The sequence below is a fragment of the Acinetobacter gyllenbergii genome, from assembly GCF_001682515.1.
Lineage (GTDB): Bacteria > Pseudomonadota > Gammaproteobacteria > Pseudomonadales > Moraxellaceae > Acinetobacter > Acinetobacter gyllenbergii.
Genome location: NZ_KV575264.1, coordinates 244,962 through 263,658, shown reverse-complemented (window position 1 = coordinate 263,658; position 18,697 = coordinate 244,962). Strand labels below are relative to the sequence as shown.

The 18,697-nt window shown below is 41.2% G+C and carries 13 protein-coding genes and 1 pseudogene; 7 read left to right on the top strand and 7 right to left on the bottom strand.

The window, feature by feature from the left end:
- Positions 1-418 precede the first annotated feature (418 nt).
- The 3 genes and pseudogenes from NG55_RS12910 to NG55_RS12900 all read left to right on the top strand — a co-directional run bounded on the left by NG55_RS12910 (position 419) and on the right by NG55_RS12900 (position 8,492).
- Positions 419-4,953 (top strand): annotated as a pseudogene (locus tag NG55_RS12910) (beta strand repeat-containing protein).
- Positions 4,954-5,070: 117 nt separating this feature from the next.
- The gene (locus NG55_RS12905; RefSeq protein WP_065343484.1) at positions 5,071-6,744 is read left to right on the top strand and encodes a poly alpha-glucosyltransferase; all 1,674 of its coding nucleotides are present in this window, start codon (positions 5,071-5,073) and stop codon (positions 6,742-6,744) included.
- An 11-nt stretch (positions 6,745-6,755) separates the two neighbouring features.
- The gene (locus NG55_RS12900) at positions 6,756-8,492 is read left to right on the top strand and encodes a CapA family protein (protein WP_065343483.1); all 1,737 of its coding nucleotides are present in this window, start codon (positions 6,756-6,758) and stop codon (positions 8,490-8,492) included.
- Here NG55_RS12900 and NG55_RS12895 read toward each other — a convergent pair.
- A complete protein-coding gene (locus NG55_RS12895; RefSeq protein WP_065343482.1) occupies positions 8,489-9,214 on the bottom strand; it encodes a zinc metalloprotease in 726 nt (241 codons plus the stop codon). The two genes, NG55_RS12900 and NG55_RS12895, sit on opposite strands and share 4 nt — an antisense overlap.
- A 90-nt stretch (positions 9,215-9,304) precedes the next feature.
- Between NG55_RS12895 and NG55_RS12890 the strand changes: the two genes are divergently transcribed.
- Both NG55_RS12890 and NG55_RS12885 read left to right on the top strand, forming a co-directional pair.
- Positions 9,305-9,625: an MGMT family protein gene (locus NG55_RS12890; protein WP_016543029.1), complete on the top strand. Its 321-nt coding sequence runs from the start codon at positions 9,305-9,307 to the stop codon at positions 9,623-9,625.
- A gap of 97 nt (positions 9,626-9,722) precedes the next feature.
- On the top strand, positions 9,723-10,223 hold the full coding sequence (locus tag NG55_RS12885) for a hypothetical protein (protein WP_016543030.1): 501 nt from the start codon (positions 9,723-9,725) through the stop codon (positions 10,221-10,223).
- An 81-nt stretch (positions 10,224-10,304) separates the two neighbouring features.
- Here NG55_RS12885 and NG55_RS12880 read toward each other — a convergent pair whose 3' ends face one another.
- Entirely contained in the window at positions 10,305-10,742 is a 438-nt protein-coding gene (locus tag NG55_RS12880; RefSeq protein WP_016543031.1) for a universal stress protein, read from the bottom strand.
- 233 nt (positions 10,743-10,975) lie between these two features.
- Complete coding sequence (locus NG55_RS12875) at positions 10,976-11,596, bottom strand: CatB-related O-acetyltransferase (RefSeq protein ID WP_065343481.1); 621 nt, start codon at positions 11,594-11,596, stop codon at positions 10,976-10,978.
- A gap of 217 nt (positions 11,597-11,813) precedes the next feature.
- On the opposite strand from NG55_RS12875, the gene NG55_RS12870 reads away from it, so the two are divergent.
- Positions 11,814-12,161, top strand: coding sequence for a hypothetical protein (locus tag NG55_RS12870; RefSeq protein WP_016543033.1), 348 nt, complete (start codon positions 11,814-11,816; stop codon positions 12,159-12,161).
- 37 nt (positions 12,162-12,198) lie between these two features.
- Here NG55_RS12870 and greA read toward each other — a convergent pair whose 3' ends face one another.
- The 3 genes from greA to carA all read right to left on the bottom strand — a co-directional run bounded on the left by greA (position 12,199) and on the right by carA (position 17,155).
- Positions 12,199-12,675, bottom strand: a complete 477-nt coding sequence (gene greA / locus NG55_RS12865) for a transcription elongation factor GreA (protein WP_016543034.1) — start codon at positions 12,673-12,675, stop codon at positions 12,199-12,201.
- A 92-nt stretch (positions 12,676-12,767) separates the two neighbouring features.
- Positions 12,768-16,001, bottom strand: coding sequence for a carbamoyl-phosphate synthase large subunit (carB, locus tag NG55_RS12860; RefSeq protein WP_016543035.1), 3,234 nt, complete (start codon positions 15,999-16,001; stop codon positions 12,768-12,770).
- 14 nt (positions 16,002-16,015) lie between these two features.
- Entirely contained in the window at positions 16,016-17,155 is a 1,140-nt protein-coding gene (gene carA, locus NG55_RS12855; RefSeq protein WP_065343480.1) for a glutamine-hydrolyzing carbamoyl-phosphate synthase small subunit, read from the bottom strand.
- Positions 17,156-17,516: 361 nt separating this feature from the next.
- On the opposite strand from carA, the gene NG55_RS12850 reads away from it, so the two are divergent.
- Positions 17,517-18,098, top strand: a complete 582-nt coding sequence (locus NG55_RS12850) for a hypothetical protein (protein WP_016543037.1) — start codon at positions 17,517-17,519, stop codon at positions 18,096-18,098.
- 57 nt (positions 18,099-18,155) lie between these two features.
- On the opposite strand, the gene NG55_RS12845 is transcribed toward NG55_RS12850, so the two are convergent.
- Complete coding sequence (locus NG55_RS12845; protein ID WP_065343479.1) at positions 18,156-18,692, bottom strand: DOMON-like domain-containing protein; 537 nt, start codon at positions 18,690-18,692, stop codon at positions 18,156-18,158.
- Positions 18,693-18,697 lie beyond the last annotated feature (5 nt).

Genomic DNA, 18,697 nt, shown 5'->3' with positions numbered 1-18,697 from the left:
CCATGCAGAAGCGGTAGATGCCCAAGGCAACATCGATACAGCGAATGCAGATGTGACCATTACCGTGGATACATCGCCAGCTGACTTGATTGGTGCAATCACAGTGCCAGATGACTTAAACGGTGACGGCATCTTGAATGCGACTGAATTAGGTGCGGATGGTAGCTTCGATGCACGCGTAGCATTGGGACCAGATGCAGTGCTTGGTACAGTGGTGACCGTAAATGGCAACAACTTCACGGTGACTGCCGCAGATCTCGTCAATGGCTACATCACAGCAGCAGTTGCAGTGACAGGCGATGGCCCGATCACCATCCATGCAGAAGCGGTAGATGCCCAAGGCAACATCGATACAGCGAATGCAGATGTGACCATTACCGTGGATACATCACCAGCTGACTTGATTGGTGCAATCACAGTGCCAGATGACTTAAACGGTGACGGCATCTTGAATGCGACTGAATTAGGTGCGGATGGTAGCTTCGATGCACGCGTGGCATTGGGACCAGATGCAGTGCTTGGTACAGTGGTGCTTCACGGTGACTGCCGCAGATCTCGTCAATGGCTATATCACAGCAGCAGTTGCAGTGACAGGCGATGGCCCGATCACCATCCATGCAGAGGCGGTAGATGCCCAAGGCTACAGATACGGGTGCTATTACGATAGATACCATTCCAGCTGACTTGATTGGTGCAATCACAGTGCCAGATGACTTAAACGGTGACGGCATCTTGAATGCGACTGAATTAGGTGCGGATGGTAGCTTCGATGCACGCGTGGCATTGGGACCAGATGCAGTGCTTGGTACAGTGGTGACCGTAAATGGCAACAACTTCACCGTGACTGCCGCAGATCTCGTCAATGGCTACATCACAGCAGCAGTTGCAGTCTTGGCGGATGGCTCATTAGCGATTCATGCAGAAGCAGTCGATGCACAGGGCAATATTGATAGCGCTGATTCATCAGTAACCATTGATATTACACCTCCTGATATCACGACTGCTGCAATTGCAATTAATGCAATCACTGGAGACAATGTTCTCGATGCAGCGGAAGTATCAGGTACAGTCACATTGACTGGTACCTTGACGATTCCAGCTGATGCAGTAATAACTTCAGTTCAAGTGAATGTAAATGGAACCAATTACACCGCAGTGGTTGATCCTTTAACAAGTACTTGGAGCATAGGCGTTCTAGGTAGTCAACTTGCCGCCGATACAGATTTAACGATCGAGGCGATAGCAACCTTTACAGATACAGCTGGTAATAGTAGTACGCTTCAAGACGCACAAACCTATACGCTTTCTAGCTCAATCATTGCATTCGATAATTTTGATACGGCAGTACTTGCTCCTCAACCATTGCTGATTTCAGATGATGCACTACTTGGTAGCAAAACATACTTAGCACTTGTTTCACTTGCAGGGCTTGATTTACAACTCGGCTCTGAAGCAATCGGCTTTAGTGTGGCGGCAAATCAAGAAGGTAATGCAACATTTACCTATAGTGCACTCATCGGTGTGAACGCACTGGCTGATTACTCACTTGTGGTTCAGAAATTGGATCCTGTGACGGGTCAATGGACTTCAGTGTATGGCGGTGGCCAAGCCGATATTATTAAACTGACTTTACTAGGTTCGACCCCAGGTGTAGCTCTAGATGGTCTTGAAGAAGGTCAATATCGTGCGTTTATGACCTATACAGGCCTTGCAGGTATCGGCTTACTTGGTACTTTAACTGCGACAATGGATATCTACGATACCACTCAAATTGGCGGATTCTACACAGAAACGGCTACGGGTAACGTGATTGTAGACCTCAATGATAGTGGTCAAGCTGATGTGGTTACTCCAACAACTGTGATTAATGCAGTAAATGGTCAACCTGTGTTAGCAGATGGTACTGTAATTACTGGTGCTTTCGGTGATCTGGTTATCAATCTCGATGGTTCATATGTTTATACACCGAACTCAAATGCGGTAGGGATTGGTCAAACTGATCAGTTTGTATATACCTTAAGAGATCCTGTAACGGGTGATACGGCTCAAGCGACATTGAACATCCAATTAAGTTCAGTGAAAGCATCAGATAACCTTGCTGTTGCGGAAATTAATCCAGAAGCATTGTTAGTTGCTGATGATGTAGCCCTTGGAAGTGCAAGTTATCTCGCTGCTGTTTCTCTGGCTGGATTAAATTTACAATTGCTGGGTGATGCCACTGTTGCATTCAATGTTGATGCTGATCGTGAAGGTACAGCAACATTTACTTTCAGCGGATTATTGACTGCGAACCTCTTGAGTGATTACTCGCTGGTTGTTCAAAAATATGATGCAACAACAGGACAGTGGGTCTCTATTGGTGGCACTAATCCAGAAGCAACATTGGTTGATTTATCCCTCATTGGTGGGGTGGCAACTGCGGTGATTGAAGGTTTGGAAGCTGGTCAATATCGTGCCTTTATCGGTTATGAAGGCTTGTTGGGTGTAGGCTTAGGCGGAACATTAACAGGTACAATGGATGTTTATAATCCATATGTTATTGCTGGATATTCTGTTGAACCAATCTCTGGCAATGTCATCAAAGATGTGGGTATTAATGGGGCAGTTGATGCAGCGAGCAGCAATGCTGTCATCTCAATGGTGAATGGTGATCCAGTAAGTGCAACAGGTACAACCACTATTGTGGGCACATACGGTAACTTGGTGATTGATCAAGATGGTAACTACACTTACACACCAAATGCGAATGGTTTAAATCTTGGACAGGTTGACCAGTTTACTTATACCTTACTCGATCCTGTTACAGGCAATACTTCACAAGCGGTTCTCTATGTTCACTTGGATAGTAACGGTGTCGATATGACATGGAATCCAGCAGATCCATCTCAACCTGCTGTGATTACAGGTCCAGTTCCAGTGGATGCAATGGATAATGTTGCTTCGGCTGAAATTGACATGGTTTATCCTGTCACCACAGAAGTCCTTGATAATGCGATTAGCTATAACTGGTTACTCGGTATTGGCGGTATTGTGATCGGTACTAAACAAGGTACAGCGACATTTGACGTAGATCCAGGTCATCTTACTGATGCGATTATCTCTGTAAACTTTGGTTCAGTGGCAACGATTGTCGATGGCTTACATGTGGTATTAACACGAGTCAATCCAGACGGTAGTCGTACAGTGATTGCTGACAGTGCCAATACGGGTGTACTTGATCTGTTAGGTATCTTTGGTTCCGAAGTTCAATTCAAGGTTGATAACTTGAGTGCAGGTACTTACGAGCTGTTCATGGAAAGCAATACACTTCTGACTGCTTTAGGTAATGTCACTGCGGATATCACATTGAATCATGGTGATATTACTCAGCCGCCAGTATTGGTTGTTGATCCAATCACAGGCAATGTCCTTGCTGATGGTGACTCAGCGATATATGGTCCAAACTATACGCCAGACTATATTACCACCACGACTGTTGTGACATCAGTGACATCAGAAAATGGCAATGTTGAAGGTGTTATTGTTGGTGTTCCAACAACGATTGTTGGTGCATATGGAACATTAACAATTGGTTCAGATGGTACTTATACTTACCAAGCAACAGCGAATATGGCGAATGTCGGTAAAGTGGATAGTTTCACCTACACCGTCGTAGATCCTGTAACAGGTAGAACCGATACCGCTACATTACATATCCAGGTGGGTTCACCTGATGTTGATGTGAATTGGAACATCGCAGATCCTTCTGCAGATGCAACACTTCCAGCACCTTCGGTTATTGCTGATACTGACGATGCAACCATTAGTATGAAGCATGTCACTGATCCTGTTGTAGATGTAACAAGTGGTAATGTGACCATCGGTAATTTAGCTGGTTTCCCAATACCGCTTCCTGTATTGAGCAGTACTGTGACATCTAACCAATTTGTGATTGCTGCTAATACTGTAAGTGATGTTCATGTGCAGTTGAATTATACGGCATCATTAAGCTTGTCTGCTTTCCCAACGACTGGATATACAATTCAGCAATTGGTTGGCGCGTCTTGGGTTGATACTGCATATTCGGGTTCGGCGACGGCTTTAGCTGGTGTGTTGGGTGCTCCAGCATTCTCTGCAGATATCCCTCATCTGTCAGAAGGAACTTATCGTGTGGTCTTTAGCTTATCTAGCTTGATTTCCTTAGGCGTGGTAACTCTAGACTCAGTTGTCACTACAACAGCTACGCATCTAAACCAATACATACCAGACGGTCAAACAGATTGGATTACAGGTAATGTATTAACGAATGATGTTGCTGAGGGTACCCAACTGCATGTCTTTAACTCAACAACAGGTAGCTATGAGTTAGCTGCTGGTCAGGGTGTGAATACAGGTGAAGGTACATTGTATCTCTACAATGATGGTTCTTACTTCTACAAACCATTTGATAGTGCTGCAAATGCAACATCTGATGTAATCGATTACAAGTTGGTTTCTGTGATTGATGGCAGTGAATACACCTCTTCATTGACGATTAACTTGAGTCAAGAGTTGAATAGTTTGGTGGTGAGTACGTCTGCAAATGATGTCTTCACATTGGGTAATGGTTCTGACACCTTGATCTATAACACATTGACCGCTGCGAGCGTTACCAATGCAACAGGTGGTAATACAACAGGTGGTGGTGTAGACATCTGGACTGACTTCCATGTCGGTAATACAGCGACAGATGATCAAGCGGATAAGATTGATTTAAGTAACTTGTTGATTGGTACTCAAAACAGTCTAACCATTGGTCAATATGTTTCGGTGAGCTACGATGCAGGTACACAAACTGCAACGATCAGTGTAGACCGTGATGGTGGCGTATTGATTGAAGGTACCTATACCGAAACTCCATTGTTACAGCTCACAAATATTACAGCACCGTTAACGCTGAATGATTTGTTGAATAATGGACAAATCATTTACTAATCCAAATCCTTCACTTTAAAAAAAGAGAGCCTTCGGGTTCTCTTTTTCATTTTGAGAAGATCATAAAAATATGTGATATGGTGTGTAAAACACTTAAAAATTCTAAAAACCAAAGATATGAGCATTACAACGATTTCAGCACTTGAACAATTGACACATTTGCTGAGTGAACACTTTTTTAAGCAAGTACAGCCGCATATTGATGTGTCTAAAGCGGTGATTTTCTGTTCCTATGGAGAACACACACAACGTTGCCAAGTCTGGAACTCATCCTGCTCAGATTCTGCTGATATTCAAATGCAATTATTTAATTTTCTTGAGCAAAAAATCGCTGTAACTGAAAAGCTGCCTACATTTCTAAAATTTGATATTGCCTTTAATATCCAACAAGAAAATTGGCAAAATCTTGAACAGACTTTAAAAAACCAATTCCATAATAATCATTATCGTAAAGGAATCAGTTTCGATGCAGATTTTAACTGCTGCTTCTTAGAGCAAGAGCTATATGGCAGAGCCATTATTCGTGCGCTGAGCTATAACAGCCCTAATTTTCTTGATGAAAAAAACTTAAATAATAGCCTTTTAAGAAAATATCCGAATCAGCAGCACCGTATTAAACTTGAACAACTCCAACAGCTTTGGACTTTTGATACTTATGCTGTGATTTATGAGGCAGGGCAGTTGATTCCTTTGCGCAGTCAGTTCACTGAAAATGGTGTGCGTTATCTACTGGAACCGAAAAAGCAGCATTTAAAAAAAATGATTGAAGGGAATGCACAATTTCTTTTTCAGCAAATCCAACGAGATGGGCGATTCGCTTATGGTTTTTTCCCCGCCTATGACCGTGAAATCCGAAGCTACAATACAGTGCGACATTGTACGTCGGTGTATGCCTTGCTCGAAACTTTAGCAATTCAATCACATCAGGCCGATATCGAAAAAATTCAGTTGGCGATTGATTATGCTTTGCAGCATTTCTATATCGAGAAACAGACGAAATTGGCGTATATGCTGGACGGTAATGAAGCCACAGGCCTAGATGAAATTAAGCTAGGGGCCAATGCTGCAGCGATTTTAATGCTTAGCAAATATCAAGAAGTCACAGGTGATGATCGCTATCTAGTTTATGCGCAGGCCTTAGCCAATGGTGTTTTATCGATGGTCAATGATGCTGGTGAAACTACACATGTACTACATTACCCAAGCTATGAGATTAAAGAAAAATTCCGCATCATTTATTATGATGGTGAAGCAGCCTTGGCCTTACTACGTCTTTATCAACTTCATGCAGAGCAAAAATTACTGCAAACTGTCAAATGCATGTTTGAACGATTCATTGAAAAAAAATATGATCGTTATCATGATCACTGGCTCAGCTATTGTAGCAATGAACTAACCAAAATTTGCCCTGAAGAAAAATATTTCCAGTTTGGCCTGAATAATTATTTAAGGCATCTGGTATTTATCCGTAACCGTAAAACGGCCTATGCCACTTTGTTGGAAATGATGATGGCAGCGTATCAAATGGTTGTTCGACTTCGAGCACTAGGTTTAGGAGATTTGTTCGAAAAGGCACAGTTTGATGATCTTAAAAAGCTGATTGAGTTTCGGGCTGAGTTCCAGCGCACAGGATTTTTCTATCCAGAAGTGGCCATGTATATGGCACGGCCAGATAAAGTATTGAATGCTTTCTATGTGAGGCATGATCGTTTTCGTGTACGGATTGATGACCAAGAACATAATCTTTCAGGTTATGTCGCCTATGTTCAGCATTTTGAAGCTGAAGCTTGAGGGTGAAATTGATGAGTACGTCTCAAGAAATCAAAATCATCAGCCAGCTAGGCAATGAAAACTTCCAGCATGCCATTTGGCAGACAGAAATTACAGGGGATTGCTCCGCTTGGATTCTATTATATTTAGCTTTAGAGGCAATTGTTGAAGGCCAGTTACAACTCGAAGATCTGATAGTTGTTGATTCAACTCTCCAAGTGAAGCAAACGGATTCCTCTGATTTGATCTGGAATTCAAGCAATTCCGTTTTACAGTTATTACAGTATCTCAGTTTTAGCCCAAACCATGCTGCCCAACAGCTACTGGGTTACCACCTGTTTGGAAATTGGCAACAGGCAAAAATTGAAATCGCCAATAAAGCAGGGCAGTTTGGATTGAACATTCAGCATCAATCTGTTGCGACCAAAAATACCCTGCAAAAACTCTATGGTTTGGCGGAATCCATCTTTAATCTGCCGATTGAATTGCTGAAGCAGGTTTTTGTCAAAGCACTCAAGATCAATGGGCAGGAGATTGTTCCGATCCATTCATTATCAAGCTGTACACAGCTGGATGCAGTGCTTTATCTCAAGGATCAAAAACACGATTACTTTTTTTCTTATCGCCATGAGAATCAGAGCTTAGGTATTTTTCTGCTCTTAGATCAGCTACATCGAATTGATCATTTAGTTCCGTATTATCATTATTTCCAACAAGGGTTATTGCCAACTAAACATCTACAAGTCAAAACTGAATGGATTAATATTCTTGGCGATACCTATTTGGGTGAGTTTTATACCCAGAAAAGAAAAAATAAAGGCGTTGATGATGCTTTGCAACGTTATGGTTATAGCCATTCTTTTGAAGCAATTAAACAATTTTTTGGCCCTGATGATATTAATATTGCCAATCTAGAAGCGGTTTTTAATCTTGAAGAAAACTCAGTTTTAGATGGAAGAAAAGCCTATATTTTGGGGGCAAAAGCTGAGGAAACTTTATCCGAATTTAAACGTATTCATCTCAATACCTTGTGTTTGGCCAATAATCATTTAAAAGACTATGGTGAAGCCAGTCTAAAACATACTTTAACTCAGCTAGAGCATGCCAAGATTGATTTTATTGGGGCCGGTGAGAACCAACAACAGGCACATCAATGTCTAGAAATTAAAAATAATCAGGGGCAATGCTTGGCTATTTTTAATGGCTATTGGCATAGAAGACCAGCCTATCAAAACTATGATTTTTATGCACTCGGTAACAGTGCTGGGGTAGCCTGTCTCAATGCGATTTTATTCGAACAGCTGATGCAATACCGTTTGGCACATCCAACGCATAAAATTATGGTGATTTGTCATTGGGGAGTGGATTTTAAATCAATCCATCTTGAGCAAGAAAAACTGGCTAAGGTCCTGACTCAGATTGGCGTCGATGTGGTGATTGGTCATGGCGCTCATACTATCCAGCCGATTCAATCCATTCATCAAAAGCCCGTTATTTTTGGTATTGGTAATGGGGTGTTTAACAGTAATGGTGATTTTGAAAAATATCAGGCCTTGCCGTATGGGGCAATTGCGCGAATCAATTTAACTGAATCTCAATTAAGACTATATCCAATCTATACCCATAATCGCGAGACCTTTTGGCAACCTCGCGTTGTTGATGAACTGCAATTTGAACAGGCAAAATCATTATTGACCCATCAACTAGATCCAGCAAACTACATTGTTGGGCAGGATGACTTAGGTCATTATCTTCAGCTCTGTTTTTAAGGATATTGGTTGTAATTGTTGAGCATGATGTTCAGTTGTTCTTTGTTAAAACCTAGATTGCGTAAGCCGCCACTGCCTAAGCGACAATCATAACTGCTCATAATATTGGTCGGTGTGGTCTTGGTGGCTTTAGGTGAGCAAACATGACTGAGACCAAAGGCGTGTCCCATTTCATGGATACTGGCAGCTTGAGTTTGGTAATTCAGTCGTTGCCAATCAATCAAAATAAATGGTTGTCCCTGATTGCGGAATCCCCAACTGGTGATATCGGCATCTTTTAATTTTTCGCCATAAGAATCATAAATGATAAACAGCACTTCCTTACTCTTTCGGCGAGGGAAGCAGCTTCTGACCGCACTAGGTAAATTGTCTGGAACGATGGCTTTGGATTGGCTTAATTGATTGGCAAGGTCACATTTGCGTTTACTAAAATCTTGGTAAGAATAGTAACGATGAATTTTAAACATAAAGATTTTTTGATTATTTTCATCAACAAAATAGCGATTTAAAATCGCCAATTCTTTATACATTTGTGCTTTACGATCTAGGGCTTTTACTTCTGGGCGATTGCTGGTCACAATAAAACTGACATTGACCACAGGCAAGTGCTCGGCATCCAGCGGATACTGATAGGGTAATTTTCTTATCGGGGCTTTTTGAGTGGTACAAGATGCACTAAAGATCAGACATAATAGTGTCAGGGCCGTGATTTTTAACCGCATTTTTTGTTCTCTCAAATGGTTGCGTTTTAATTATTGTAAAGCTGGCTTTTCGCATGATTTTGATTATCTTAGCAGATTTTTGGAGCTTGTATGGTGCAAGATACCAATGAACTACATCGGCAAATTTTAGAAGTGATTGCCTTAATTCCTTATGGAAAAGTGGCAAGTTACGGGCAAATTGCCAAGTTAGCAGGCCTGCCTAAACATCCGCGTTTAGTGGGTTATGTACTTAAGCATTTAGATAAAGACAGTGAGATTCCTTGGTATCGCGTCATTAACTCACAAGGCAAGATCAGTGTGTCTCGAATCAATGAGAAAGGTGAAAATGTTCAGCAAAGTTTATTAGAGGCAGAAGGGGTATATTTATTAAATGGCAAGGTCAGTTTAAAAATATTTGCTTGGCAGCCTTAAAATAGTTTCGGACGATCAGATTTAATATTGAAATTAGCTTACGGTTTATTTACAATCTGGATACATAAAATTACATTGAAATGATTTTGGTATTTAAATGAAAAAACTGTCTGTTATTTTTGGGGTTGCTGCACTGAGTTTATCTGGATGTGCAAGTATTATCTCGGGTAAAACCCAAACCATGACGTTCCAAAGTACACCTGAACTCAGTGATATTACGATTTTAAATCGTGATGGCAAGAAAATTCATGTTGGAAAAGCACCTGTAACGGTAAGTCTGAATCGTGGTGCTGGTTTCTTTGTTCCTGAAAGATATACAGTTATTTTTGAAAAAGAAGGCTATGAAAAGAAAGAAATCAAAGTTACTTCGAGCATGAATGGCTGGTATATCGGGAATATTTTATTTGGTGGCATAATCGGTTTATTAATTATCGATCCTGCGACTGGGGCGATGTATAGTTTAAATACAAAAGATACCAACGTTGTTTTAAACGACTTAAACAAAGAAAATCTCCAAGCGAATGGTCAATCATTAACGATTGTTTCAACGAATGTGCTTTCTGAAGAGGTTTTAGAAAAAGCAAAACCAATCAATTAAAAGCTCAGTAATAAAACAATAAAAAGCATGATAAATATTTATCATGCTTTTTTAATATTTCTAAATAATCAATATAAATTATTAACGTACAACTAATACTGGAATATGGCTTTCTGCTAAAACTTTTTGTGCCACACTACCGAGTACAAATTGTTTAAAACCTGTACGCCCATGTGAACCCATAATAATTAGGTCTGCACCTAGGTTTTGCGCTGCGCCAATAATTTCTTGATGGACTGAAAAACCTTCCAAAATTTGTGTTGCAACGGTCAGACCGTGTTCTTCAAATTTTTGCTCAGCTTTCGTTAAATTCTCTTGAACATAACCTCTGACACGTTCAATCAAATCATTGCTTTGTCCCATACGAATATAGGCATCTGCAAGATAAGGATCTAAAGTCATCACTTCTACAACCGTCAATTCACTGTTTAAAGCTTTGGCAAGTTGGGCTGCTTCTCGAATGACATTTGCCGCAATTTCAGAGTCATCGATCGCCACTAAGATTTTTTGATAAGCCATGTTAGTTACTCCTTATACTTATGATTTTGCATTGAATTTCTGGATTAAAAATTGTTTAAAATACAGACTATATTTCTATATTAAACCTGTTGTTAAGAAAATAAAACCTAGCATTTTTATAGGGATAGTTATTATTTATAGCATTATGGTTAAGCTTGGATGTATTTAAGAATAGATGAAATTTCCATAAAATAAAAGACGTATATCATTATGATTTATCTATAAAAGTAGTCTTAATCACACTCAAAGAATTGAATCAGTGCATCCACATCATCTGTCTGCAACTGCTCACGCATTTTTAAAATTTGCTTTTCATCTAAGTCATACAGTCTGAGGGAAAGCAGTTTTTCGATGTCTTGTTCAGGAAAACGATATTTTATCACTTTGGCTGGCACACCACCGACAATGGCATAAGGCGGTACATCTTGCGTCACCACTGCACCTGTTGCTACCACAGCACCTTCCCCCAGTTTAACACCTTGCATGATCATGGCGCGGCTGCCAATCCAGCAACCATCAGCAATGACTGTATCACCCGCGGGTTGAAAGCTACGTGTATTAAAAGGGAAGGTTGAAATCCAGTCTGGGCGGTGCAGTTGATTGCCACCCATCATAATCACGCATTCCGCACCAAAGCAGACAAAATTGCCAATATGCAGTTGATCAATTGGTTTTTCAGGCGTAGCTGCTTTGTCATGCAGATAGCGCACCACACAGCGTTCAAAACCCTGATCCCAGTAAGCTGAATAATAGGAGTAATTGCCTTTGATATGGATATTCGGATTGTTTACCGTTTTAGCAATAAACTCAAACTCACACCAATGTTTAACAGGGGAGTTGATTAGTGGATCCATAACTGAGACAAAATACCAAAAGAAAGCTGTGCCATTATAGCTTTTAAATGAGCAGAGAATGCGAGTTGGAGGAAAATTTCCACAGCCAAATCACACATCTTGAATTTGATTGGGTAATATAAACTCTAGAATGACATCGCGTTGGATAGTGAGCAAACTTATCATGGGGAATGTGTTTACATTTGCGATATATTTTTATAAGTTTTAAGGAAAAATAATGAAAGTAAGGGTACTTAAAAATAAAAGCGATGATATTTATGATGATGTCGTGAAACAACATGCATTAATTATTGGCAAAGAATATGAGGTGCTCGAAATCAGCGATAGCACATTTCGTTTATTCAATGGACGGATGGAACCAATTTTATTCGATAAAAATTTATTTGAAATCACCGATCCAACAATTTCTAAAAACTGGATTAAACAAGAATATGAAGATGGAGAGTACTATATCACTCCACCAGAGTTTTTAACCCATCGTTATTTTTTTGAGGAATATTTCGATGGTAATCCAGATATCGTTCAACAGTTCAATAATTACATGAAATCTATTCAAGGCTCATAAATAAGCCTCCAATAGGAGGCTTATTTATTGTTAAATATTAAAGATATTCAACACTTACGATTTCGTATTCAACTTCACCTTGCGGTGTTTGAATTTTTGCTTCGTCGCCTTCATTTTTACCTAAAAGACCACGCGCAATCGGTGAGTTCACTGAGATTTTATTGATTTTAAAATCTGCTTCATCATCACCGACAATTTTATAAGTCTTACGTTCTTCGGTATCCAGATTTTCAATGGTTACGGTCACGCCAAAGACAACACGGCCATTTTGCTCAAGCGTCTTGACATCAATTTCTTGTACTGCGCCCAGTTTACCTTCGATATCCTGAATACGACCTTCGCAGAAACCTTGCTGTTCACGCGCAGCATGATATTCAGCATTTTCCTTTAAATCACCGTGTTCACGAGCTTCAGCAATCGCTTGGATAATACGTGGGCGATCCACTGTCTTGAGCTGTTGTAATTCTTTCTCTAAGGCAACCTTGCCTTCGGGAGTCATAGGATAACGTTGCATTCTGGTCCCCTCTAAATTGGTTGGGAAAATACAGGATTAAAAAAAGAAAAAGCCCGCCACCGATAAGGTGACGGGACTTTATCGGTAGAGAATTAACCTACAGTTTGTAAATCTTGCAAGCGGTATACATCCATTGGCAATTTCACAGCAAATGCTTGGCAAACTGCTTCAGCACCGTTAATTGTCGTGGTGTAATACACCTTGCCTTGGAGGGCAGCACGACGAATCATGGCAGAATCATACTGAGCTTGTTTGCCTTCAGTTGTGTTGACAATAAGATGAATTTCACCATTTTTCAAGCGGTCAACAATATGCGGGCGACCTTCGGTCACTTTATTCACTGCTTCACACTCAATGCCTGCTTCTTTGAGTACACGATGTGTACCATTGGTTGCTACAAGCTTAAAGCCATACTCGATCAACTGTTTCGCGATATTGGCAATGTATTTCTTATCTGATTCACGAACCGATAAGAAGGCATGCTTCACTTCACCTTCAGTTGGTAAGCCTGGTAAACGTTCATTTGAACCAAGCACCGCTTTATAGAATGCTTCGCCAAATGTTTTACCCACGCCCATCACTTCACCTGTAGATTTCATCTCAGGCCCAAGCATTGGGTCTACGCCAGGGAATTTGGCGAATGGGAATACAGCTTCTTTAACTGCAAAATGAGTTGGAATGATTTCTTGAGTGAAACCTTGTGATTCCAACGATTGACCCGCCATACAGCGTGCCGCAACTTTTGCTAAAGAGTCACCAATACATTTAGAAACGAAAGGGACGGTACGTGATGCACGTGGGTTCACTTCAAGTACATAAATGTCGTCGCCTTTGACCGCAAACTGAACGTTCATCAAACCGATAACGCCAAGTTCTTTTGCCATTGCAACCGTTTGGCGGCGCATCTCATCCTGTACTTCTTGAGAAAGCGAGTATGGAGGAATCGAACATGCTGAGTCACCTGAGTGAATACCGGCTTGTTCAATGTGCTGCATGATTCCGCCAATCACAACATCTTTACCGTCAGATACGCAGTCAACGTCAACTTCTGTTGCATCGTCAAGGAAACGGTCAAGCAGGACAGGGGCTTCATTCGACGCTTGTACGGCTTCACGAAGGTAGCGTTTAAGTTCTTCTTCGTTATAGACGATTTCCATTGCACGACCACCCAATACATAAGATGGACGAACAACCAGTGGGTAACCCACTTTAGCTGCTTCAGAAATACCTTCTTCAGCAGACTTTACGATGCTGTTGTTTGGCTGACGAAGCTGTAAACGTTGAATCATTTGCTGGAAACGTTCACGGTCTTCTGCACGGTCAATTGCATCTGGAGATGTACCGATAATTGGTGTACCTGCTTCTTCCAAAGCACGTGCCAATTTCAAAGGTGTTTGACCACCGTACTGTACGATCACACCTTTAGGCTTCTCGGTACGCACGATTTCAAGTACATCTTCAAGTGTTACTGGCTCGAAGTATAAACGGTCTGATGTATCATAGTCGGTTGAAACCGTTTCAGGGTTACAGTTCACCATGATAGTTTCATAACCGTCTTCACGCATTGCAAGCGCAGCGTGTACACAGCAGTAGTCAAACTCGATGCCTTGACCAATACGGTTAGGACCACCACCAATGACCATGATCTTGTCACGGTTTGATGGATTTGCTTCACATTCTTCATCGTAAGTTGAATACATGTAAGCAGTACCTGATTCAAACTCGGCTGCACAGGTATCAACACGTTTGTAAACTGGATAAACACCCAAGTTCCAACGTTGTTTACGGAATTGCTTTTGTGAAATACCCATCAAGTCAGCAATACGCAGGTCAGATAAACCTTTACGCTTGAATGAACGGATATTGTCAGCGTTTAAATCACCAAAGCCTAAAGTTTTTACTTGAGCTTCAGTTTTAATGATGTCTTCGATTTGGATCAAGAACCAACGGTCAATCTTGGTCGCTTCAAATACATCATCTAAAGAGAAACCATGACGGAATGCATCGGCAACATACCAAATACGCTCTGGGCCAGGAACTTTAAGCTCTTTTAAGATGATGTCTTTGGCATTGGCTGTACCCGCTTCAACTTTTTCATCAAAGCCACTGACACCCACTTCAAGACCACGAAGTGCTTTTTGTACAGATTCTTGGAAGTTACGACCAATTGCCATCACTTCGCCCACAGATTTCATCTGAGTTGTTAATACAGGCTCAGCTTGTGGGAATTTTTCGAAGTTGAAACGTGGAATCTTGGTCACAACATAGTCAATCGACGGTTCGAAAGATGCTGGTGTTACGCCGCCAGTGATGTCATTTTTCAATTCATCAAGGGTATAACCTACCGCAAGTTTCGCTGCGATTTTCGCAATTGGGAAACCTGTTGCTTTAGATGCAAGTGCAGATGAACGTGACACACGTGGGTTCATCTCGATCACAACCATACGGCCGTCTTTCGGGTTAATACCGAATTGAACGTTTGAACCACCAGTCTCTACACCGATTTCACGAAGAACTGCAACCGATGCATTACGCATCAATTGGTATTCTTTGTCTGTCAATGTTTGAGCAGGTGCAACCGTGATTGAGTCACCTGTGTGAACGCCCATTGGGTCGAAGTTTTCGATTGCACAGACGATGATACAGTTGTCGTTTTTGTCACGAACAACTTCCATCTCGTATTCTTTCCAACCAATCAATGATTCATCAATCAGTAACTGATGCGTTGGAGAGAGGTCGAAACCACGTTCACAGATTTCAAGGAATTCTTCGCGGTTATAAGCGATACCGCCACCAGAACCACCCATCGTAAATGATGGACGAATGATCACTGGGAAGCCGAAGCCCGCTTGGATCGCCAAAGCTTCTTCCATTGTTTCTGCAATGGCTGCTTTCGGACATTCCAAACCAATTTTACGCATCGCGATATCAAACAGTTTACGGTCTTCTGCTTTTTCAATCGCTTCTTTTGATGCGCCAATCAGTTCTACATTATATTTTTCAAGAACACCGTGCTCGTCTAGGGCAAGGGCACAGTTCAATGCAGTTTGGCCACCCATGGTTGGCAGGACTGCATCTGGACGTTCTTTTTCAATGATTTGTGCAACTGTCTGCCAAGTGATTGGCTCGATATAGGTTGCATCCGCCATCGCAGGGTCAGTCATGATGGTCGCTGGGTTAGAGTTCACCAAAATAACGCGGTAACCTTCTTCACGAAGCGCTTTACATGCTTGCGCACCTGAATAGTCAAACTCACACGCCTGACCAATGACAATAGGACCAGCACCAATAATTAAGATGCTTTTAATATCCGTACGTTTAGGCATTATTCGCTCCTTAATTACTTCTTAGCGGCTTCAATAAGTTCGATGAAATGATCGAACAATGGAGCACAGTCATGTGGACCCGGGCTAGCTTCAGGGTGACCTTGGAAGCTGAATGCTGGTTTGTCAGTACGATGGATACCTTGGTTTGTACCGTCAAACAGTGAACGATGTGTCACTTTTAAGTTTGCAGGTAAGGTACTTTCATCGACAGCAAAGCCGTGGTTTTGAGAAGTAATCATCACTGTACCATTCTCAAGATTTTGTACAGGATGGTTGGCGCCGTGGTGACCGTGATTCATTTTCATGGTCTTCGCACCCGAAGCAAGCGCTAAAATTTGATGACCTAAACAAATACCGAATACAGGTAGTGTTGTGGTTTCAACAATGGTTTTCACTGCTTCAATCGCATAATCACATGCTGCTGGGTCACCAGGACCATTTGACAAGAACACGCCATCTGGATTCAATGCGAGTACTTTTTCAGCAGGGGTTTGCGCAGGAACAACTGTTAATTTACAACCACGGTCTGCGAGCATACGTAAGATGTTGGTTTTGACACCATAATCGTATGCAACAACATGAAATTTAAATTCTGGTTGAGTAAAGCCTTGACCTAAAGTCCAAGAACCTTCAGTCCATTCGAAACCTTCAGGATCACAGCACTCTTTTGCAAGATCTAAACCGTTCAAACCGCCGAATGCACGTGCCTTGGCAATTGCTTCTTCTTCTGTAATATTTTCGCCAGCAAGGATGCAACCATTTTGTGCACCTTTGTCACGCAAAATACGTGTCAATTTACGGGTATCAATATCAGCGATTGCAACAACATTGTGTTGTTCCAAGTATTCACTTAGTGATTGTTCAGCACGGAAGTTACTGTGTAATAAAGGAAGATCACGAATAATCAAACCATTCGCCCATACTTTATGGATGCGACCTGATTCAACGTCTTCACTATTACAGCCAGTATTTCCAATATGAGGATAAGTCAACGTCACAATTTGTTGCGCGTAGCTTGGGTCAGTCAAAATTTCTTGATAACCAGTCATGGCTGTATTAAAAACGACTTCACCAGTCGTACTACCCGATGCACCGATAGACGTTCCTTTAAAGATCGTTCCATCTGCGAGGGCTAAAATGGCGGGGGTGCTCAAACCAAAGCTCCTGAACTAAGACCACAAAAATAGGGCTGTAAAAAAGCGAGTAGACATAAAAAAAGGCAGGCCGTCTTAAAAAAAACATGCCCCTCCTTCCAGTCTGCTCGCTTGTAACTTAACAGCGCATTATACGCATGAGTGTATGAAAAGTCTATGTGTTTTATTTATTAAAGTCACAATTCAGCAATTTCTTTTATAAGCATCAGTAGGGCAATGTCTATTGCAATATCAATCATCCTTCTATCGATATTCTGAGATATTATGCAAATTGTCAGACAATTTTTTTTGAGTTTGAGGGGCCGTGGTTTTATCTTATATCTAGCCAAAAAATCAACAATCAATAAAGAGGGTAATCAACATGGCTGCGAATCAAACAACTCCTGCTGCAACTGCTGAAGAAGTGAAAGATGCTGTAGTGGAAAAAGCTGCAAAAGCAAAAGACACTGTTGCTGAAAAGACTGCTGAAGTCAAAGAAGTGGTTGCTGAGAAAACTGCAAAAGCGAAAGAAGTGGTAGCAGAAAAAACAGCGAAGGCAAAAGAAGTCATTGCTGAGACTCAAGAGCAAGCAAAAGAAGTGATTGCTGAAACTCAGGGTCAAGTTAAAGAAGCACTTGCTGAAACTCAAGAGAAAATTGAGACTGAAGCGAAAGAATTGAACCAGAACATTCAAAATCAATTGACTCAAATCAAGCAAGATCTTTTAGAGCGTATTGAGGTGATTAAAACTCAACTTAATTCATCTCAAGGTAACTTGCTTGAATTGAAAAATGCATTGAAAACAGAACTAAATGCATTGATTGAAGATCTGACTAAAGTCAGCAAAGAATTGAAAGATGACATTAGCCAGATTTCAGTGAAGCACAAAGATACTTTAGTGGGTAGTTTTAAACGTACCAAAGAACAAGCAGTTGAAGCTTGGAACAAAGTACGTGCCAGCTAATTTGGCATAGCGATAAAAAAAGCGAGAATTTTTCTCGCTTTTTTTATGCTTAAGATATTAAAACTGATGTAACCAATCGCGCTTGTTATGGAAATCGGCTTGAGGGCTACTGTGTTGCATTGCAAAATAATGCATACCTTGAGTGGTATTTAACACGGCCGTTAAACCGATATACAGATCCGCCCATTTGAGTTGATGCTCACGCATAAATTGCGACAGATCTAAACTGACATTCAAACCGTAATGAGTACGCTGTAAATGATTCAACTCAATATCATATGCGGCAATGGGTGGCATATCTTCTGGGAAGCGGTATTCTTCAAATTGATAGGCTTGCCAAGCTTGAGAAGGGGAAAGATTGATTTCACGATAGAAATCTTGATCTTTCACACCTACAAAAATTTCATAGCAAGTTTGTTCCCATAAAAAGTCATGGCGTGGATTCGCTGCAACTTGATCTGGGTAAATCAAAAATTGATTTGGGTCACGAACCCAAAAACCAACATTCAGTGTTGCTGGTGTTTGTTGCTCAATCGCGCCAACCACCGTAATGGCGCTAAAGCGATCAAAAGCAGACAGTTCATAACTTGCCATCGTAA